This window comes from Sporosarcina sp. Y1009, assembly GCF_057669865.1.
In genome coordinates, this window is record NZ_JBYHFO010000005.1 from 202870 (window position 1) to 223962 (window position 21093).

At 39.3% G+C, this 21093-nt stretch carries 18 protein-coding genes and 1 other annotated feature; of the genes, 10 read left to right on the top strand and 8 right to left on the bottom strand.

Features of this window, described 5'->3' with window-relative positions:
• Window positions 1–110 precede the first annotated feature (110 nt).
• The 4 genes from AC25Y1_RS08555 to AC25Y1_RS08570 all read right to left on the bottom strand — a co-directional run bounded on the left by AC25Y1_RS08555 (window position 111) and on the right by AC25Y1_RS08570 (window position 5502).
• On the bottom strand, window positions 111–2360 hold the full coding sequence (locus AC25Y1_RS08555) for an FIMAH domain-containing protein (RefSeq protein WP_488147550.1): 2250 nt from the start codon (window positions 2358–2360) through the stop codon (window positions 111–113).
• Between the two features lie 1326 nt (window positions 2361–3686).
• Window positions 3687–3977: an RNA polymerase alpha subunit C-terminal domain-containing protein gene (locus AC25Y1_RS08560; RefSeq protein WP_488147551.1), complete on the bottom strand. Its 291-nt coding sequence runs from the start codon at window positions 3975–3977 to the stop codon at window positions 3687–3689.
• Between the two features lie 28 nt (window positions 3978–4005).
• Complete coding sequence (locus AC25Y1_RS08565; RefSeq protein WP_488147552.1) at window positions 4006–4713, bottom strand: DNA alkylation repair protein; 708 nt, start codon at window positions 4711–4713, stop codon at window positions 4006–4008.
• A 180-nt stretch (window positions 4714–4893) separates the two neighbouring features.
• The gene (locus AC25Y1_RS08570) at window positions 4894–5502 is read right to left on the bottom strand and encodes a TetR/AcrR family transcriptional regulator (RefSeq protein WP_488147553.1); all 609 of its coding nucleotides are present in this window, start codon (window positions 5500–5502) and stop codon (window positions 4894–4896) included.
• A 197-nt stretch (window positions 5503–5699) separates the two neighbouring features.
• Between AC25Y1_RS08570 and AC25Y1_RS08575 the strand changes: the two genes are divergently transcribed.
• The 3 genes from AC25Y1_RS08575 to AC25Y1_RS08585 all read left to right on the top strand — a co-directional run bounded on the left by AC25Y1_RS08575 (window position 5700) and on the right by AC25Y1_RS08585 (window position 8394).
• Window positions 5700–6458: an SDR family oxidoreductase gene (locus tag AC25Y1_RS08575; protein WP_488147554.1), complete on the top strand. Its 759-nt coding sequence runs from the start codon at window positions 5700–5702 to the stop codon at window positions 6456–6458.
• A 268-nt stretch (window positions 6459–6726) separates the two neighbouring features.
• Entirely contained in the window at window positions 6727–7299 is a 573-nt protein-coding gene (locus AC25Y1_RS08580) for a copper resistance CopC family protein (protein ID WP_488147555.1), read from the top strand.
• Window positions 7300–8394 carry a copper resistance D family protein gene (locus AC25Y1_RS08585; RefSeq protein WP_488147556.1) on the top strand — a complete coding sequence of 365 codons (1095 nt, stop codon included), beginning with the start codon at window positions 7300–7302 and terminating at the stop codon, window positions 8392–8394.
• Window positions 8395–8466: 72 nt separating this feature from the next.
• Here the strand turns inward: AC25Y1_RS08585 and AC25Y1_RS08590 are convergent, their stop codons facing one another.
• Both AC25Y1_RS08590 and AC25Y1_RS08595 read right to left on the bottom strand, forming a co-directional pair.
• On the bottom strand, window positions 8467–9276 hold the full coding sequence (locus AC25Y1_RS08590) for a YitT family protein (RefSeq protein ID WP_488147557.1): 810 nt from the start codon (window positions 9274–9276) through the stop codon (window positions 8467–8469).
• Window positions 9277–9319: 43 nt separating this feature from the next.
• Window positions 9320–9568, bottom strand: a binding site (T-box leader).
• A 193-nt stretch (window positions 9569–9761) separates the two neighbouring features.
• Window positions 9762–10700 (bottom strand): ATP-grasp domain-containing protein, encoded by a 939-nt coding sequence (locus AC25Y1_RS08595; protein ID WP_488147558.1) that lies wholly within the window; start codon window positions 10698–10700, stop codon window positions 9762–9764.
• Between the two features lie 188 nt (window positions 10701–10888).
• Here AC25Y1_RS08595 and AC25Y1_RS08600 point away from each other — a divergent pair, with 188 nt between their 5' ends.
• The 6 genes from AC25Y1_RS08600 to AC25Y1_RS08625 are packed head-to-tail and all read left to right on the top strand — an operon-like array spanning window position 10889 to window position 17526.
• Complete coding sequence (locus AC25Y1_RS08600; RefSeq protein ID WP_488147559.1) at window positions 10889–12475, top strand: ABC transporter substrate-binding protein; 1587 nt, start codon at window positions 10889–10891, stop codon at window positions 12473–12475.
• A 36-nt stretch (window positions 12476–12511) separates the two neighbouring features.
• The gene (locus AC25Y1_RS08605; protein WP_488147560.1) at window positions 12512–13462 is read left to right on the top strand and encodes an ABC transporter permease; all 951 of its coding nucleotides are present in this window, start codon (window positions 12512–12514) and stop codon (window positions 13460–13462) included.
• A gap of 13 nt (window positions 13463–13475) precedes the next feature.
• Window positions 13476–14402, top strand: coding sequence for an ABC transporter permease (locus AC25Y1_RS08610; protein WP_488147561.1), 927 nt, complete (start codon window positions 13476–13478; stop codon window positions 14400–14402).
• Entirely contained in the window at window positions 14395–15408 is a 1014-nt protein-coding gene (locus tag AC25Y1_RS08615) for an ABC transporter ATP-binding protein (protein WP_488147562.1), read from the top strand. The genes AC25Y1_RS08610 and AC25Y1_RS08615 overlap by 8 nt, the downstream gene beginning before the upstream one ends.
• Window positions 15395–16381, top strand: coding sequence for an ABC transporter ATP-binding protein (locus AC25Y1_RS08620; RefSeq protein ID WP_488147563.1), 987 nt, complete (start codon window positions 15395–15397; stop codon window positions 16379–16381). Before AC25Y1_RS08615 ends, AC25Y1_RS08620 begins: the two co-directional genes overlap by 14 nt.
• A 17-nt stretch (window positions 16382–16398) precedes the next feature.
• Window positions 16399–17526, top strand: coding sequence for a M20 family metallopeptidase (locus AC25Y1_RS08625; protein WP_488147564.1), 1128 nt, complete (start codon window positions 16399–16401; stop codon window positions 17524–17526).
• 48 nt (window positions 17527–17574) lie between these two features.
• On the opposite strand, the gene AC25Y1_RS08630 is transcribed toward AC25Y1_RS08625, so the two are convergent.
• The gene (locus AC25Y1_RS08630; protein ID WP_488147565.1) at window positions 17575–18207 is read right to left on the bottom strand and encodes a CBS domain-containing protein; all 633 of its coding nucleotides are present in this window, start codon (window positions 18205–18207) and stop codon (window positions 17575–17577) included.
• Window positions 18208–18571: 364 nt separating this feature from the next.
• On the opposite strand from AC25Y1_RS08630, the gene mqo reads away from it, so the two are divergent.
• Window positions 18572–20101 carry a malate dehydrogenase (quinone) gene (gene mqo, locus AC25Y1_RS08635; protein ID WP_488147566.1) on the top strand — a complete coding sequence of 510 codons (1530 nt, stop codon included), beginning with the start codon at window positions 18572–18574 and terminating at the stop codon, window positions 20099–20101.
• Between the two features lie 52 nt (window positions 20102–20153).
• On the opposite strand, the gene AC25Y1_RS08640 is transcribed toward mqo, so the two are convergent.
• The gene (locus tag AC25Y1_RS08640; RefSeq protein ID WP_488147567.1) at window positions 20154–21089 is read right to left on the bottom strand and encodes a DUF2167 domain-containing protein; all 936 of its coding nucleotides are present in this window, start codon (window positions 21087–21089) and stop codon (window positions 20154–20156) included.
• Window positions 21090–21093: the final 4 nt, after the last annotated feature.

The window sequence follows — 21093 nt, forward strand, 5'->3', positions numbered from 1 at the left end:
TTCAGCCATACAACTTAATTCATTAGATTCAAAATAACTTTTCTCAAAATTGATTAAATCTAGATTTCCCCCTCTAGTTCATTATCTAGAAGGGGAAATTCCAGGACAATTTATTGTCTTAAGAAATCAATCTGATGTAATAATGCTTGCTTCGCATCTTGCTCATCTGGCTGCCACTTTTCAACATGTTTTTTCATGACGTTTAAATGATGTTGCGCTTGGTCAGTTCGTCCTTTTTCTTCATGGTGACGAACTTGTTTTAATTGATTGGAAATCTGTTTATATAAGCTATGAGGTAGTTGTTTTTCTTCGTATAAGTTTTCAATTTGTGCTTGTAATGAATCCAGCGTTATGACAGGGTCAGCCTCGGTTACTTCAACTTTCATTAAATAAGGACCTTCGGCGTAATAAATATGCCCGTCGTCTCCTAACGTCATCAACTCAGTCGATGCTAGTGTGTAAGATTCTAATGTCTCAGGATTAATGACAGTGATTTTACCTGCTAAAGTGGTATACAGAAAACCATCTTCACCAAAGCGGAGGTGTATTGGTCTCCATCTACCTCTATCTTTTACTTCAGGATAGATGTTTCTGTGTTTTTCAATTTCAAGTGAATCTGGATTCATAGCAAATATTGTTCCATCCGCTGCACCCCAAATTAATCCGTCTGGGCCAAGGGACATTCCGCTAATCCTTCTAGGCTGCATGGAAACACCAGGAATTTTTGGAACAAATTCTTCTATTACTTCGCCTTTATCAATATCCCAAACAAATAATTTTGCTGCAGCTTCTGTTGGTACAATACCTAAACCACCATCTACAGTTGTAGATCCGTAGACTTTACCATCCTTCTCCGCAAGCCCAACAATGGACTGGTTATGGATCACGTTTTCGTAAACGACTGTATTCTCTATTGATGTCGGGTCAAGTACTGTTAAAGACCCACCTAATTCTCCATAATTAGGAATCGTTCCTATATAAATCTTATTATCAATTGGCGTCATCATAAATGGACGATCCTGATTAGGTATTTGGTAAATTTGTTTTAGATTATTTTCAACGGGCTTTGTGACATCCATCTCAAAGATAGAAGCGCCAGAATAAACACCAAAGTACATTTTGTTACCTAAGGAAGCCATCCCCTCAGCTTGTCCCAAAGAGAACGATTGTGTTTCATGAGTTGTTGGATTATAGACAGCCGCTTTTCCGCCCGGATAGCCACTTACATAAAGGTTACTATCGGGGCCTTTTTCCAATGTTTGGATGGGGATTGGATTTCCCACGATTGGATATAATGTTGATTTCACCTTTTTGGTTTCTAAATTCATATAAGAAACTTGACCGCCAAACTGAACGGTAACAAGTGATAAACCAGGTAAATCTGCATCGCCACTTACTTCAACCCACGTTGTATTTCGTAAGAAAGTACCGAACACAACACCAGTATCTGTTATGTCTAGTGTTGCTAGATTTATTTCTTGTAAACGAGCACCCTGTAAGAAATATGCTTTATCCTCACCTGGTTTGCCCTGAATTAACCGCAAACCTTTGTTATTTAGATAATACTTTTCGCTCCATTCTTCTAATTCGGTATCGTAAAATAATAAGGCATTATTCCCGCCACCAATACCTGCTACTATATATTTTCCAGCAGTATCTAACTGCCATATATTCGTGCTTCCAGCTATTGCTGCTTCGGGTAATTCAATTTTTTCAAATTCACCCGTTTCTACATCTAATTTAACCAAATAGCCATCTATGCCTATACCAAGATATAAATAACCATCATGATATGCAGTACTACGGGAATAGTTTTGTCCTGGAGCAACACTTCCGTAGTCTTTCATTTCGCCAGTTTTAGGGTCATATCGTCCAGCTTTTGCATTTGGATATGAACCAAAATAGACTCGACCTTCCTCGTCATAAGACAGTCCATAGACGACTGACTCTCCGATGCCACCTAGATTTTTCAATTCCTTTGTTAGTGGTGAATATTCATATAGATTTCCATTTCCACCTATATAAACAGCGCCATTTGGAACTGTTATATGTGTCCAAGAACTTTCCGAACCTTCTAGGCTAAATGTTCGAAGCACCTCTTTGCTTGCAAGATCAACCACTTGGAAAATAGCAGGATTGCCCGTTACAGTCGTATACATAACGTCTCTTCCATCCTCATTACCATACGTTGAATCATAAATTGCGACACTTTCAATTGGAGATCCTAGATTAATTGGGTCACCAAATTGCAATCCCTTCTGGCTATGCGCAGATACATGATCATTTGTTAGGGTAGAAAACACCACAAGCATTAGTGCAAATAACGTAATTAAATATTTACGCGCCTTCTTCATTGTCATTTTTTCTCCTCTTTTCTTTTTTGTTTCTTTCCAATTTTATGAAAACGCTTTCGTGGTTTAGAATAGCACCGTGTTCTGGTATAGACAAGTCTTTATTAAGTCTTTATTTCAGACAAGTTAAATTAGTCTAATGATTACGAATTTAGTAGTCGTAAAGTCTAAAAAGTGTTGTTCCTACAGTTCTTTCGGCCTGCGCGACATTACCTATACTGTATGTTTGTAGGGGTTTATTAAGTGAAATGATAGAAAGTCTTTCATATTCTGACGACTAAGAGGGATACAAAAAGCATGGAAAAAAAGAGACTAAAACCATTGAGGTTAACCCGTTCGGTTCACTGGTACAAAATAGGAAACAACAAGCCAATCAACATCATATTAGATCGTCAATTCGCAGTGCTTTTTCGTTTAACAAGTAATGAAAAAAACTCTTAAATCACAATTAGATAAGGTGATAAAATTCGGAATTAATAGATAATTTTGACTAACGATGGTATAATAGAATTAAGGAGATATTTCTAACTACAGTAACAGGTAGGTTAATGAACAAATAATTAATGGGATTGCGTGAGAGTTAAAAAAGGTCGGGGGGTGTAGGATATATTAGAGATTTCACAAACTAACGAAATGTTTTACATCCTAATATACTGTTTCATTATTTTATGGATAAACATTGAATATTTAATAGAACATAAAAAAATAAAAGAAGGGCTATCCGGTATTACTTCTGAAGAAGAGTTCGTTATAACACCCAGTAGTATTTCTGTGATGTTATTTGGTTTAATGTTTAACTTTATTAGAAGATGGTTGATATATTTATTAGCCATCGTTATTACAGGGAATTTATTTGTGATTATTATTGCAGCAATTTTATTTTTATTTAGTTTGTATGATAGTTTATTTAATTATAGTTTAGAAAAGGTAAAAAACTCGAAGCTAGGATCAGACCTTATAGTTATAGATACGATAGCCATCACCAGTTTTGTAATCTATCTTTTTACTTTAATTATCGACTAAAGGATTATTTAGTTCAATTAGACACATAAACCAACAGTAGCTTTAACATAGACATTAGCAGTGCTATAATGAAAATTGTAGTTCTGTTAATCAGCTTGTCAACAGGGCGTCCAACATTCATAAACGTTGATAGATAGGCAAAAGGAAAGAGTCCAATTCAGATGCGGATTTGGACTCCTTTTGTGTGTTTAATTTAGTTTTTGTACCACTCAACTGAACGGGTTACCATTGAGGTTTATTGTCCCTTTTCGTGTGTTTATTCCGGTCAGTTATTTTTAATATAGGTCAGTCCGTGAGTATCTTGGAAAACGTTTAACGCTTAAAAGACAAGCCTTCTTCTTCCAAAGCAGCCCGAAGTGTGGGGATGGATGCGGGGCCAATGCCATGGAATTTCAAAATCTCTTTTTCACTATACGCTGATAACTGTGGCAGCGAATGGATCCCGTTATGTTCTAATGCTCGTCTTGCTGGTGCGGATAGTCGTGATAAAAATCCACTTTCAGGTTTGCGTTTCTGCTCGCAAATCGGGCAGGTTGGACAATCGCTGCTTTTATAATAATTGTGGCCCTTGTCGCAAGTTCTCAATTCTTTGTCTGTCTTCATGATAGAAAAGTCTCCTTTAGCTCTAATTTTAACATCTTACATACTTGCGTTTGAAACCAAGCTTATCTTTATCTACTTGTTTTTGTATGCCTTCAGAAGCGTTTAGGAAACTGTTTTTCTTCTTGTCCCGTTTGACTTCTACGATACCTACTGCTTTGGCGGTCTCGACGGCTTTTTCATGGAGAGGTAAATATGAGATCCCGACAGTGGTTAGAAAGTTATTCATAGAGGCTTTCGTGCGTTCTGGTGAATCGTGGATTGTATTTTCGACGAGATCGAGCATATTGGAAATCTTGCTTTCCGAAAACTCAACGTCTTTTCGATTGCCTAAAAGCCAACAGTAACAACTCCAGCCTGCTGACATTCTCAGCTCCTCACCGCTTGCAATCCATTTATCAGCAACTTCTTGTGCAATATCCGACTCCGATAACGTTACGGCTACTACAAAATCCGAGAGCATATAAAAATACGCTGTATCTATCCAACGATCATAATCTGACTCGGTCATAGCGTTTGGGTCTGCGATAATGCCTGCAAAGTACATAGCATCGTAGTTCCCTGTGGCATATAGTTCGTCAGCTAACTGCTGATTGATTTTTATTTTCTTCGAGAGTGGTTTCATAGCGCCCGTTGCTACGCCGAAAACCGGCTCGTATGCACCATTGGAAATATACATTTTTTTCATTCGTTCCTTGCCAAGGGCTTCAAGTTCCTGCATGACGGTTTCTAAATCCATCGTTAGCACTTCCTTTTTGGTGTTTTTCCCTTAAGTGGGGGGTGTTATCGTTTTGCATATATACAATTGTAACTGATTTTGTCTATTTTCTTTTGAAATTGTATGCAAATATAGAAAGGTTACGATTCCACCATGTATAGAAATCAAGATGGGGAAGGGAGACAGCCCTAGTGTGTGGTTTTACTCTCCCTGAGTTTGAATTGTATGCATCTGAATAATGGGACGCTGGTGAAGAATTTCGAGTAATTGTTCAGCCATGTAATTGGCTGGATGTTGGAATTCGCTGTCGATCCATGCTGTAATCATTCCCCAAATGGCATATGCTTGGTAGCTGGCCATGATGTTGACGTTGATTTTTGTGTGGTTGAGATTATGCGATAAATCTTCGGATATAAGACGTATTAATTCATTACAGACTTGGTTTTGTAAGCCGGTTAGTATGTTTGATTCTCCAAGTAAAGTATAAAAGTTTGCGTGTGCTGCGACGTGTTCAAATATTTTAATAGCTGATGCAGTGAGTTTGCTCACTTCAAAAACAGTAACGTTTTCATAAGGCGCACGGTATGAGGCAGTTAAGTCTTTAATCACCTCATCAATGACTTCTTCTAACAATTGTTCTTTGTCTTGATAATGTTTGTAAAAGGTTCCTCGGTTGAGATCTGCATGATGAACGATGTCTGTGATGGAGATTTTCTTGAAATCATTCGTTTGCATTAAGTCTAAAAGTGCGTCCTTTAGTGAAGTTTTGGATTTTAGAATTCTTCTATCGATTGGCATCAGTTCTTTCAATTCGGGACACCTCCTGGCTATAATTTTAAGTAACTGAACAAAACGACTGGTGACTGTCTAGTAATGAACAATTGCATACGCTTTTGCTGATTGAAGAGAGTAGTCTCTTTAGATTATACTTAAGATGAAAGATATTCAACATCTGTTCATTATCATAAAGTGAAAGCGTAATAAAATGACAATAGGAGGAACTTTACATGAAACTAAGAGACAAAGTAGCTGTTGTAACAGGAGCTGGATCAGGCATGGGCAAAGCGATTGCTGCGCTCTATGCGAAAGAAGGCGCAAAAGTCGTCGTTTCCGATATTAATAGCGACTCTGCAAATGCTGTAGTAGAAGAAATTAAGTCAAATGGTGGCGAAGCAACTGCAATCGTTGCAAATGTTGCGAAAGAGACTGACATTCAAAACCTTATTGACACAACTGTAAGTACTTATGGAACAGTTGATGTATTGGTGAACAATGCAGGGATCATGGATAATTTTGAACCCGCAGGAGATATCGAGGACGATAATTGGGAGCGAATTTTTGCGATCAATACAACAAGTGTTATGCGTTCAACACGTAAAGTGCTGCCAATCTTCTTGGCGCAAAAAGCAGGCGTCATTATTAATATTGCATCAGCAGGGGGAATACAAGGCGCGCGTGCAGGCGCATCATACACAGCTTCAAAACATGCAGTTGTTGGTTTCACGAAAAATACAGGTTTCATGTACGGACCTGAAGGTGTTCGATGTAATGCGATCGCACCAGGTGCTGTTGAAACAAACATTAGCGCTTCAATGACTGGTATTAGCGAATTTGGTATGGGCCGCACTCAAGCAGGACTCGCGATCAATCCACGGATAGGTAAAGCAGATGAGATTGCGAAAGTTGCATTATTCCTTGCGTCCGATGATTCAAGTTTCGTAAACGGCACAGTCATCACAGCAGATGCAGGCTGGACAGCTTATTAATTCTTTTTAGCTACCTGTTCTAGAAACGATTACAATTGTATAATGTGAAAGAAAAATCCCGACTATCTAACGTATGGTCGGGATTTTTTGGATTTTAACCAGATTGCGAATTGCTATACATAAACCATGCACAGACCCATTTGTATGGTCTTTGATTCGTTTAAAAGTTGTCAATAGTAGCAATAAAGACATTCAAATGGTTGCTTGATTGAATGTGTTAAGATGATATCGGATTGAAAGGTACTAATCACTTTTAGGAGGCTTTAACATGAAAAGAATACTAGGTGCAACACTGATTTTTTTGTTAGCATTTTCATCGGTTGGCTATGCACATACCGGTTTGACTAGTTCAACACCAGCTGATGGAGAAGAAGTCACTGAGGATGTTGAACAAATTGTATTGGAATTTAATACAAAGATTGAAACGACCAGTTCAGTGAAGGTCGTCAATGAGATTGAAGAGGAAATGATTATTAATGATACCCAAGTGAGTGACAGTGTAATGACAGCAGATTTCATGTCACCGTTGGATAATGGTACATATACAGTTGAATGGAAGGTTATTGGTGCAGATGGTCATCCGACACAAGGTACTTATTCATTCACGGTAAATCAAGAAGAAATTGAAGAGCCAGCAGTGACTGAAGAACCTGTAGAAACGGAAGAGGTTGAAGAAACACCTGCTGCTCCTGTAGAAGAATCAGTAGAAGAACCTGTTGAGCAGGTAATTGAAGATTCATCAAAAATCGCGTCGAATGATGTACTTGTTGTCATCCTTGTTATTTTATTTACGATAGCTGGCGGATTTATAGGCTGGATCATAGGAAGAAGGCAAAAGTAAATGGTTTGGATTTATATTTCTGAAATTTTATTATATATTTGTTTTTCACTATTAATGGGCGCATTTATCATGCAACTCATTCCGGAGCGGATGAAACCAGAAATACGTATCTCAAAACGCCTGATTCAACTCTCTGTGTTAGGTATTATGCTCTTTTCTGTTGCACCTGTGATGAGATTGGTGCATTTTCTTTATGAAGATATTGGTTTATTTGTCGCGATACAAAATGTTCTCGGTGGTTTTGAAGTCGGAAAGGCTTGGAGTTTCACGGCAATACTAGCAATTTTCTTTTTCCTATTTGTTACGTTTTTCCCAGTATTGAATAATAAAGTGCTATCTAGTATATCTCTAGCATTCACGTTCTCACTGATTTTAGCATTGGGATGGGGGAGTCATGCAGCATCCCTTACTGGGTGGAGTGGGTTCGTTTTCCATTCATTGCATTTTTTAGCAGTAACAGTGTGGATTGGAATTCTCCTCATCGTAGGTTGGGGTTCAAAAAACCAAGAGAACTGGCTTGCTTATTTAAGATGGTTTACCCCTGTGGCAATCATGTGTTTTCTCGTGATTGCGGGATCTGGGTTATTTCTTATGACGTCGGTGATTGATGTAAATGAGTATGGGGACGCGTGGATGATTCCTTATGGACAATCCTTATTGATGAAGCATCTGACGATCATTCCTGTACTGATTTTCGCATTCATAAATGGATTTTGGATTAAACGTAAATTGAAGCGTCAAGAGAAAATTAACCCAATCCCATGGTTGAAGTTCGAAAGCATTCTACTATTCTTCACTTTTGTTTCGACAGCGGTTTTAGGACAACAGGAACCGCCTCATAGCATTGAAGCAACGCTTAGTAGCACGGGACCCTCGTCTATTTTCGCTTATTTTTATCCAGGGATTATTGATCCTTCTATGCATGTGCAACTTGGGTTTAACACGATAAATATATTGTTTTTCATCGTGGCAATTCTTTTCATGTGGCTAATGTTGTATAGCTTCAAGAAAAAGAAGGCTGCAGTCGTCCCATTTTTCATGGGAATGTTCTGCATCCTATCACTTTATTTCGGTATAATGGCCAGCGTTCAATGATTACTTTTAGGGTCCCTTTTCAGGTACCTGCACAAAAAACCCGACAATATTTATATTGTCGGGTTTCTTGCCTTAATTCACGTGAAATTTCCCGTCGACCTCGACAGTTTCATAGATGTTAATAAACGCGTCTTGATCATGTTTTCGGACAATGTTTTTCACATGCATGGTTTCGTAACGGGTTAACACCATCATGAGAATGTCTTTCTTCTCTTGCGTGTAACCTCCGAAGCCTTCTGACATTGTAATTCCACGATAAATAGATCCGAGTAGTTCTTCGCGAATAACATTCCCTTGTGTTGTGACGATTTGCATGGTCAATTTGATGTGGTCTGTGAAAATGGTGTCGATCATTTTTCCTGTTATATAAATAGAGAGAAGCGTATAGAGTGCAATTTCCCAGTTAAAGATGAATCCTGAAATGAGCACAATGACGCCGTTCATGGCTGTGAGGAGAAGTCCAATGCTGAAAGAACTTGTCCGGGAAACGATGATGGCGATAATATCCAAGCCACCGGAAGTTCCGGAATATTTTAGGATTAGACCCACACCAATCCCGCCGATTCCACCACCAAAAACGGTCGATAACAGCATGTTGTCCGTGATTGCAACGGCTGGCAATAAGTAGAGAAAAACCGATACAGAAACAACGCAAACCAATGTATTCACTGTGATGGTTTTTCCGAGTTTATAATAACCTAAGACAATTAAAGGTAAGTTCAATACGAAATTCATCAGGCCGGTGTCAAATGGCGTAAGTATCCCGAGTAAGATGGCGATTCCGCTAATGCCGCTGCTTAAAATCCCGAATGGCACGAGGAAAGAGTTAAATGCAAATGCAACAATCAATGACCCTATGACGACAATTAAATTCTTTTTCATACTAGCAAAATCCCTCCTTTTAAAATAAAAAACTCGCCCCTGTAAAAGGGACGAGTTTGTGCTCGTGTTACCACCCAAATTTCGCAAGTTTCGATTATGAAACAAGCGACGCTCATTCAACGTGCAATCATACGTGATCCTGTGTAACGGTGGACATCCGTCAAAGCTTACCAATCTCAGCTTTGCATCTCAGAGATGTTTTTCAGATGAGGGCTGTCCATCGACTTACAGCAGTTGTCGACTCTCTGGGGAACAGGGTTCTGATCGTACTTTTTCTCTTGATCGATTTTTTTTGTTAAAGGTTAATTTAGCAGAGAAAAATAGACATGTCAATACGTTATAGAGCTATAACACTATGGGGAAAATAGTGAATTCTTTAATCTATTTCGTTGTAAATAAGCAGATAAAAAATCCAAAGAGGATTATGAGCATTTACTCATTGTCGTCTTTGGATTTTTTTAAAAATTTAGGCTACTGAATCTGAATCATACAGTTACTTGGAGTTTTTCACCTAAGTATTTCGCCATTTCTAACATTGCATATTTACCAGCTGCTTCTTCAGCATCTGAGTTGTAATTTGTATTTGTATTGACGTCATACGTGTAAATTTTTCCGTCTTGATCTGTGATGAATTCAATTCCCGCGAAAGTGATTTTGTTTTCTGCAAGGAAAGCCTCGTACTTTTGAATGACAGGATGTTGGAAGTTCTCGATGATTTCAAACATCGGTTTTTCTGTCTTTTCTTCTCCAACCGGGCAATATAGGTCTTCGATTTGGCAAGCATCTGCCGGACAAAGTTCAAACCCTTCTGATGTATCCACTCTCACTGCGTATAAAAACTTCCCGCCGATAAATTCACAACGGACGATGGATTGATCAGCTGATGTGATGTATTCCTGGATCAGTGTAATCCCGTCGATTGAATCTTCGAAGCTTGCACCACGTACATAGCTTTCAAGTGCTTCTACAGTCTGGAACAGTTGAACCCCAAGCCCTTTACCAGCACGATTATGTTTTGTGATAAATGGTTTTCCGTTCATTTTCTTAGCAGCTTCAACGATTTGGTCTTTCCCAACAGCAGCAATCGTTTTTGGGGTATGAATACCTTGTTTTTCTAGTGCCGTTTGTTGAGCGACTTTACTGAGCTCGAGTTGAAGTGCTCTTGTACCATTAAATACAGTTCTGTCATGTTGCTCAAGCCATGCAATATAAGCAGCCGTTAACTCGGGTGCATATCGGTGATCGCGTGTGTGTGAAGAAGCACTAATGCGATTGTAATAAACGCCTACTGGTGGTTCTGAGGTTAAATCGACTAGTCCCTCATCTAAAAATAACTCTTCATACGGTAAGTTTAATTCTTTCAGTCTATTGGTTAAGTGAACAGTCCACTCGCTATTTTCGTGAATAACATAAATTTTCGACATCTATAAACGACTCCTTCATTAATTAGAATTAAAGTAATCCTACCTGTATACTTGGTTTTTGTCAAAGAAGCTGGATTGACCATTTTTTTGCTAGAATCACCTGCTTGACTTCATTTATACATGTGGTTATATTGATAAGTGTATAAAGCCTAGTGGTTAAGTTGGTATTAATAGGGGGGAAATTATAAATGAAAAAGCGTAATAGATTAATTGGTGTCATTTCATTAATGATGGTGTTATTACTTGCTGCTTGTAGTGGGGGTGGCGCTTCATCAGATGAGTCTAAAGATGGTAAGCAAGGTGCGAACGAATCAAAGGATGGCACGATTAATATTGCCTATCCGACTAATTTAACAACATTAGATCCTCATTTAACAACGAATGCAGCAACGCGTGATGTTGCACGTCAAATATTTGAACAGCTTCTTGTGTTAGATGAAAACTATGAAGTACAACCTTCACTTGCAGAGTCATTTGAAGTGAGTGACGATGGTCTCGTGTATACATTTAATCTTCGTGAAAATGTGAAGTTCCATAATGGAAATGATTTAACAGCAGCAGATGTTGTGGCTTCCATGGACAAATGGTTAGAAACTTCATCGCAAGGAAAAGCGAATTTGGCGGGTGCCGAATTTAAAGAAGTAGATGCACAAACAGTTGAATTACATATTGAAAAGGCATCTTTGGTTGTTCCATTTGTTTTAGCAGATATGGCGCCTTTCCCAGCAATTGTGCCGAAAGCATCGATTGAAAATGCAGGAGCAGAGGGACTAACAGAGTTCATCGGAACAGGTCCATTTAAATTAGAAGATTGGAAAGTAGACCAACATATCCATTTAACTAGATTTGATGACTATTCATCTAGAACTGAAGAGAGTAGTGGCTTGGCTGGGAAGAAGGAAGCTTTAGCAAAAGAAGTGTTTTTTCATATTGTGCCAGATGAATCCACACGTCTTTCAGGCGTATCAACAGGACAATATGACATTGCATTCTTGATTCCTTTTGACAATGCCGATCAAATCGAAGCAACAGATGGCGTTGAAAACGTTTTTAATGACGGCGGAATTTTAAGTTATGTGCTCAATAAAAAAGCAGGTCCATTTAGTGATCAGAAGTTCAGACAGGCTTTTAGCACAGCACTTGATATGGAAGAAGTCCTACGTGCAGCTTATAGTGATGATCGTTTCTATACACTAGATTCTGCATTAGCATTACCAGGAACGCTTTGGCATAGTGAAGCAGGAAAAGAGTTATACAATCAGCATGATCTAGACAAGGCAAAAGAGCTTGTAAAAGAATCGTCTTATAACGGTGAAGAACTTACAATCCTAACGACGAGAGATTACCCACATCAATATAATGCGGGCGTAGTCGCACAACAAGTTTTAGAGAGTATTGGAGTAAAAGTAAAATTGGATGTATATGATTGGCCGACGCTGATTGAAAGACGTACGGACGAAAATAATTTTGATGTATTCCCAATGAGTTTTGCAGTTCGACCAACGATACACCAAAATCCATTTTTAGACTCAAAAGCTGAGTATTCGGGCTGGACTGATAGTGAAAAAATGGACCAGTTACTCGAAGAAATCAATGCTTCAGCATCTCTTGAAGAAGCAAAACCACTGATCGATGAGTTACAACAAGAAGTTTGGGAGTACTTGCCGATTATTAAAATCGGAAATATTCAAGACCTTGTCGTCGTGAGTGATAAAATAGCTGGATATGATAATTTGATTGGCCCTATTTTGTGGAATGTGAGTAAATCAGAATAAAACAATCGAAAGTTGTTGTGAAGGAGGATAGTAAATGTGGCTAAATATATACTATTACGTTTATTATCCGTAATACCTGTCTTACTCGTTGTGGCAGTTATTGTGTTCTTTTTAGCGCATATAACGCCCGGCGATCCAGTGACTGTGATTCTTGGTGAAGAGGCGTCAGCAGAAGTAAAAGCCGAGTTGCGCGCCGAGCTCGGTTTGGACTTGCCGCTATTCACTCAATTTATCACGTGGTTTAAGGGGATTTTAACAGGTGATTTGGGCGACTCATTTTTTCTTGATAAGCCAATTACTGAAGTGTTTTTTGATTATCTCTCACCTACCTTGTCGCTTGCGATAATGGCCCAAATCATTGCGGTTGTGATTGCGTTAATGCTAGGTGTGTTGGCAGCGAGAAAACGCGGAACGCTTATTGATCAAGCAGTAATGAGTTTTTCCTTACTAGGAATTTCAATTCCTAGTTTTTTACTTGGTTTATTATTAGTGTTGTTATTCGCGGTGAAATTACAGTGGTTGCCAGTAGCTGGTTATCAACCTTTAAGTGCAGGGCTCATTGAGCATTTACGGTACTTACTACTCCCTGCGATTGCGCTAGGGACCATGCAAGCAGCTTTAATTACACGCATGACGAGGTCTTCAATGTTGGATGTGTTAAGTGGTAACTATATTAAAACAGCTAAGTCGAAGGGTTTAAAACCAGGGGTAGTTGTTTATAAACATGCGCTTCGTAATGCTTTCATTCCAATTTTGACGGTCATTGGTGAGACTTTTGGAACGTTGATCACCGGTGCAGTCGTTGTAGAAACGATTTTCAACATCCCGGGGATTGGACAATTAATCGTGAATTCGATTGAGAGAAGAGATTTCGCAGTAATCCAAGGAACGGTTTTGATGATAACAGTAACCTATGTGTTATTAAATTTAGTCATAGACCTTCTTTATGGAATTGTAGATCCGAGACTCCGTGTAAATAGGAGATAAAAGAGGGGATTTCATGACGATTAAAACTTCAGTAGTACAGAAAAATGAATTGTCGCCAAGAGAGAAGAGAGTTATTGTCGCTCGGCGATTTTTTTCAAATAACATGCTTCTTTCTGGTTCTATCATTATTGCGATTATGACAATTCTTGCGCTGTTTGCCCCCCTTATTGCACCATTTAACCCGTATGAAATAAACACCATCCAACGATTAGAGGCGCCGAGTGCTACGCATTGGTTTGGGACGGATAATTTCGGTCGGGATTTATTAAGTCGTGTGTTATATGGGATTCGGGTTTCTTTTATCGTGGGTTGTTCTGTTGCGGTATTAGCTAGTGTGATCGGCCTAATTATCGGTATTGTGTCGGCTTATAATACTGTTTTAGATCATGTCTTGATGAGAATTGTAGACGGTTTATATGCCTTTCCATCAATTCTACTCGCGATGGCAATTGTTGCAGCGATGGGACCAAAAACGATAAATGTTGTTTTAGCGTTAACGATTGTCTATATACCTTCAATTGCACGGGTTGTAAGATCTGCGGCACTTGTTGTGAAAGAGCAGACATTTATTGAGGCATTGAGGGCACAAGGTGCAAGTAGTTTCAGAATTATGGTCATTCATATGTTCCCGAATGTAATTTCTCCGCTTATTGTTCAATCTACTTTCATTTTTGCGGTATCGATTTTAACAGAGGCTGCACTGAGTTTTTTAGGTGCAGGAATTCCACCACCTTCACCGAGTTTAGGTAATATTTTATTCGACGGTAAAAGCGTCATATTCAACTCTTGGTGGATGACTGTTTTTCCTGGTGTGTTTGTTGTTGCTTTAGTACTCGGTTTAAATCTATTAGGCGATGGTCTTCGAGACTTTTTAGATCCAAAAACACGAGGAATGATCAAGAGAAAACGTCTTTTTAAAAGAGGTGGCATAAATGGATAAAGAGCGGCTATTAGATGTGAATAAGCTGAAAGTGTCATTTTGGACAGAAAGAGGCAAAGTCGATGCCGTTGAGGAAGTATCCTTTCATGTGTATCCAGGTGAAACCATTGGTATTGTGGGTGAATCTGGTTGCGGGAAAAGTGTAACCTCGGAATCCATTCTAAGATTATTAGATGAAGATAGCACGGACTATGCGGGAACGATTTCATATAAAGGTGAGAACTTATTGACGCTTTCTGAAGCAGAGATGAGAAAAATTAGAGGTAATGAAATATCCATGATTTTTCAAGATCCAATGAGTTCATTGAACCCAGTCTTTACGATTGGTGACCAGATTGTAGAATCGATTCGCCTTCATCAAAAACTGTCAAAGAAAAAAGCATATGAAAAAGCGGTCGACATCCTTCGGTTAACGGGAATTCCTTCTCCAGAACAAAGAATTCATGAGTATCCTCACGAACTCTCGGGCGGAATGCGGCAACGGGTTATGATTGCGCTTGCGATTTCATGTGAACCGAGGCTCTTAATTGCAGATGAGCCGACAACTGCGCTCGATGTAACAATTCAAGCGCAGATATTGGAACTAATCAATGATTTACAAAAAGAAAACGGCATGGGTGTTATGTTAATCACGCATGATTTGGCTGTTGTTGCCGAGATGTGTACACGTGTTGTTGTTATGTATTTGGGAGAAGTGATTGAAGAAACATCTGTAAATGCCTTATTTAGTCAACCGTTACATCCTTATACGAAAGGCTTAATGAACTCCATGCCGAAAATTGATGGGGATCGTGATATCGAATTACATGAAATTGGTGGTTCAGTTCCTTCTCTGCATCATATTCCAAATGGTTGTCGTTTTGCCCCAAGATGTCAATTCGCGGATGCCAAATGTCGGGAACTAGCGCCCGTCTTGGAGGACGTTAACGGATCTCATAAAGTGAGATGTTGGCATTATCGTGAAATTGTTGAACAGGAGGCGGAAAAATCCTATGCAACAAGTTGAGCCGAAGAATAGGCAGCCTTTGCTTAAAGTTGAAAACTTAAAGAAATCTTTTCCGGTTCGCTCCCCGTTCGGTTTTAAAACGGGTGAAGTGAAGGCCGTAAATGATATTTCTTTTGAAATATATGAAGGTGAAACATTTGGGATTGTCGGTGAATCGGGCTGTGGGAAAAGTACAGCAGGTAGAACGTTATTGAAACTAACGGAACCAACTGGTGGAAATGTCTATTATAATGATGAAAATATATTTGAGATGAAAGAAAAGGAATTCTCAAGTATCCGGCAAGATTTTCAAATGATTTTCCAAGATCCCTATGCTTCGTTGGATCCTAAAAAACGAATTGGGTATAGCGTTGAAGAACCGATGATTATTCATAAGGTTGGAGACAAGAAAGAGCGTCGGAAACGTGTGCTCGAGTTACTTAAAAAAGTAGGGTTCGATGAGGATGCCTATGATAAATTTCCACATGAGTTTTCAGGTGGTCAGCGGCAACGAATTGGAATTGCGAGAGCGTTAGTATTGGATCCAAAACTAATTGTATGTGATGAGCCGGTTTCTGCATTGGATGTCTCTATCCAATCTTCTGTTTTGAATCTATTAAAGAGATTGCAAAATGATTTCCAATTGTCCTATTTATTTATCGCTCATGATCTTAGCGTTGTACGCTATATTGCTGATCGAATTGGTGTGATGTACCTTGGACAATTGGTAGAAACGGCTGACACAGATGATTTGTTTAAAAATCCACTGCATCCGTATACCGAGTCTTTGTTATCCGCAATTCCGAGTCCAACGCCAGGTGTGAAGAAAGAACGCATTATCTTAAAAGGAGATGTGCCATCACCACTCAACCCACCATCCGGCTGTGTTTTCCATACACGTTGCCCCAAAGCAATGGACATCTGTAAAGCTGTTGTTCCTGAAAGAATTCAAATGGGTGAAGGTCACGAAGTTCAATGTCATTTATATAACTAAGAATGGGGATATCACCAATGAAGAAATTTATAGATTCAAATGAAGAAAACATGCTCGCCTTAATCGAGAAGTTGGTCAATATCGATAGTGGAACGTATTTTAAGAGTGGCGTTGACCGTGTAGGTGAAATTTTAGTTGCAGAGTATGAAAAAGATGGTTTTGTCGTAGAAGTTCATCAAGAAGAAAAGCTCGGGAATAATATTCACATCCGTCACCAGGAGGCTGTGAATCCTAAAGTCCTCATCATCGCTCATTTAGACACTGTGTTTCAAGAGGGGACTGTTTCTAAACGTCCGTTTAAACGTGACGACGACTACGCGTATGGCCCTGGCGTCATCGATATGAAGGCAAGTCAGGCGACGACATTATTTGCACTACGGGCTTTGATGAATGCGAATAGTGAAGCATTCAAAAATATTGAACTGATCCTCAATACTGATGAAGAAATTGGTTCGATTAATTCACGAGAACTTATTGAAAAAACAGTAAAGACTAAGGATTATGCACTTATTGTCGAACCTGCAATGGAGGGAACGCTTGTCAACGCTCGAAAAGGTGGAGGCAAATACTTCTTAGAAATTACCGGGAAGTCTGCGCATGCAGGAGTCGAACCAGAAAATGGGATTAGTGCAATCGAAGAACTTGGTCATAAAATTCTAAAACTTCATCAATTAACGAACCTAGATAAAGGCATCAATGTCAACGTAGGGTTGGTGAACGGTGGGACATCGATTAACACAATTGCACCGAGTGCGCATGCATCTATTGACGTTCGAATTGAAACTCATGAGCAAGCAGCAGAAATCGATGCAGCCATTAAAGAAATCTGCAGTTACTCAGATGTTGCAGGAACATCTTTAGCGTTAAGTGGGAAAATCACAAGACCGCCAATGCTCGTTACAGAAGGTTCCAACGCTTTATTGAAAGTGATTCAAGAAGAGGGCGCAAAACTTGGACTTGACTTGACGGCTGTGAAAAGTGGCGGTGGGTCGGACGGAAACCTAACATCCTCTGTTGGCGTAGCATCGATCGATGGACTTGGCCCAATTGGTGGAAATGCACATAGTGAAGATGAGTATTTGTATATTCCTTCTCTAACAGAAAGAGCACTTTTGTTAGCGAAAGTAATAGAGAGACTGGCGTAAATGTTTGCGAAGTTGAAAAACAAAAAAGAAGAGGATGATTCCTCTTCTTTACCATTTCTTTTCTATGCGATTTGTTTGTAAGGTAGTGAAGCCGTTTTTGTCTAGTTTGTGTTTTAGTTTCTCAATTTCCTCATCGGTTTTGTCGCCTCTTAGGGTGAGGACGAGGCGTCTGGCGAGTACGGAGCCGTTGTCTAGTGTGAATAGGCCTTCAATATGCTCACCGCGCAATGTTTTGGTTAATCTTTCTAATGTACCTGCAGCTTCTGATGAGGCGACGGTCATATTAATGCCGCCTGTTTTTAGTCCGAAGGCATCTTCTAATACACTTTCTACTTGGTTATGGGTTAATATCCCTGTCAATTTTCCATCTTTCACCACGCTGATGAATGGCAATGCCTTGATCTCAACAAGTGCATTTAAGAAAGAGACATTTTCGTCTAGATGCACGTCTTTGTGTTTGACTAATGGGGTAATTGGATCGCTGTCTTTCCCGTTTTGCTCTAGAAGATATTCGAGTAGGTCCATTTTATAGATTGCCCCTTGATAGTTATCATCGGCATCTACGACAGGAACGGCTCGGTATCCACTCTCATTGATTTTCTCCAGTGCTTCAGAAATTGTCTTGTCACTGTTTACCGTCGATACGGCAATTCTTTTTAGTAATAAATCCCCAATATACATAATTGTTCCCCCTACGCAAGCATTTTCAGTAATATTATAATCTTTTGATTATAATTATCTTATTTTCATTATAGTAGATAATTGCTAAGATGTACATGACTTTTTTGGAACATGGCGGTTATTATATAGGTTTGAAGTGCGAGTCCGCTTTAGCAAAAAATGGGTTTGTTTTTCTGGTTAAAGTTTGGAAATGAACTTCACCCTTTTTTAAATGGCTAAATTGGTCTATAATTAGATATGATAGGCTCGATTAATTATTTAAGAATAGTTTTTATAGATGATGATTTGAATATAGAAGACAAAAAAGTATGTGATTGGAATTGCTCCGTCTTTTTTGCAAATTTAAAGTGTGGGGATGGTTGTAATGACTAACAAGGAAACGATAACAGATGTTATTTTAATCGGGGCAGGGGTTATGAGTGCGACTTTGGGTACGCTTTTGAAAGAGTTGGCGCCAGATTGGAAGATTTCGGTGTTTGAGAAGCTTGTCAGTGCCGGTGAGGAAAGTTCGAATGAGTGGAATAATGCGGGAACAGGTCATGCGGCATTATGCGAGTTGAACTATACTTCGGAAAATGCTGATGGGACAATGAATATTGGTAAAGCGATTAATATAAATGAACAGTTTCAGGTGTCGATGCAGTTTTGGTCTTATCTTGTGAACAAAGGTCTGATTCAAAATCCTGAGGACTTTATCATGCAGTTGCCACATATGAGTATGGTGCAAGGGGATGACAACGTCGCGTTTTTGAAGAAGCGTTTTGATGCGTTGATAGGTAATCCTTTGTTTGAAGGGATGACGTTTTCTGAAGATCCGGAAAAACTGATGGAATGGATTCCGTTGATCATGGAAAATCGTCAGTCAAAAGAATCGATTGCTGCAACGAAGATTGACTCTGGGACAGATGTGAATTTTGGCGCTTTAACGCGTATGTTATTCGACCATTTAAAGGCTCAAGAGGTCGATGTGCATTATAAGCATACTGTCGAAGATATTAAGCGTGCAAGTGATGGCTCGTGGGAGTTAAAGGTACGTAATGGTAGGGGTATCCTTGAACGCCATAAAGCAAAATTTGTGTTTATCGGCGGCGGTGGGGGTAGCATACATTTGTTACAGAAAACTGGTATTCCCGAGTCCAAACATATAGGCGGATTCCCTGTGAGTGGGATATTCTTGACGTGTAATAATCCGGAAGTTGTTGAACGACACCATGCGAAAGTATACGGAAAAGCTAAACTTGGTGCGCCTCCGATGTCGGTTCCGCATCTTGATACAAGATTTATAGAGGATAAAAAAGAGTTGCTCTTTGGACCTTTTGCTGGTTTCTCACCGAAGTTTTTAAAAACGGGTTCGAATATGGATTTAATCACTTCGGTTAAACCGAACAACGTCTTAACGATGTTGGCGGCGGGTGCTAAAGAATTGTCGTTAACGAAATACTTGGTTGAACAAGTGATGTTGACGAAGGAACAGCGTATTGAAGAGTTGCGTGATTTTATCCCGAACGCGAAAGATGAAGATTGGGATTTAGTCGTTGCGGGTCAACGCGTGCAGGTCATTAAAGATACGGACGCAGGTAAAGGATCCCTTCAGTTTGGGACAGAAGTGATAACGGCTGAAGACGGTTCTGTAGCGGCTTTGCTAGGTGCATCGCCAGGAGCCTCGACTGCTGTTCACGTGATGATCGAGATATTCAATAAATGTTTCCCAGAACATATGAATGAGTGGGAACCAAAGTTGAAAGAAATGATTCCTTCGTACGGTTTGTCATTAGCGAACAATCCTAAGTTGCTGAAGGAAATTCATGCTTCAACAGCAGAGGCGTTGAAATTAAAGCCAGAAATAGCTGTTGCTGACGTGGAAGCTAAAACTAAAGTTGGCGTAACAATATAAAAAAAGCTTAGTCCTCACGAGTAAATCGTGGCGGACTAAGCTTTTTTAATTTTTATTTCCTCGGCTGTTCTTCTTCTTGTTCTTCAGTTTTTAAATCTTTTAGTTCCTCTAGTTCTACTAGTTCTGCAGGTTCGTATTCTTCCTCGAAGGATACAGGCTTAGGTTGTTTTTTCTTTTTCCTTAAAAAGCCCCAAAGACCCGCTAGTGCAGCGATGATGATGATGCCGAACTTTCTAAAGAAAATCAGAATGACTGCAAGAAGTCCTACTTTTTGGGCAACTTCTAAACCAGCGCCGCCTAAGATTAATGCGTTTAAGCCATCCTCCGATACTTTATCGGTTGATTTGTCAAAGTCTTCGTATTTGTTGCCTTCTTTCACTTCTAACTGAGAAAGAATTTGTTCATTAAGCAGTTTTTTATCTGCTTCTCTGTTATTGGGATCTGTCACAAGCACGACAGAGATATTGCCTTCTCTTGTGAGGATAAGGGTATTATAGTTTAGGAAAGTTAAATCGTTGTCATCTTCTAATAATATAGACCAGGTTAATCTGTGCGTTTCTTCATCGTAATACGGCTCGATATCCCAACCAGTTACATAGAAACGTTCCCCCGGTTCACGGTTTTTATTGTCTTCTTTTGCGCCGTCTTTATAACTTTTTAATAACGCTTTGCTATCGATTTTTTCTTTTTCAGCGTCTTCTATATGACCAATTTCTTCATAATCGAAAAAAACTGACCACGTTTGGGATTCATCCATTGGAAAAATGCTTCCGATTTCAAGCCCAGTAACCGCATCTCCATAGTCTGCTGCCATTTGCTGCGTGTTTTCTCCGTCTAAAAAGATGAATTCTGGATCAAGGTCTATTGTCGCCATATCCCCTAAGTCAACTGTCGTACCGCCTTCGACCCATTCATAATAATTTTCAGCGTTTCCTGTCGTGCTAAACGCCATAAATATGATAGACATCATGATAATTATTCGTTTCATAGTG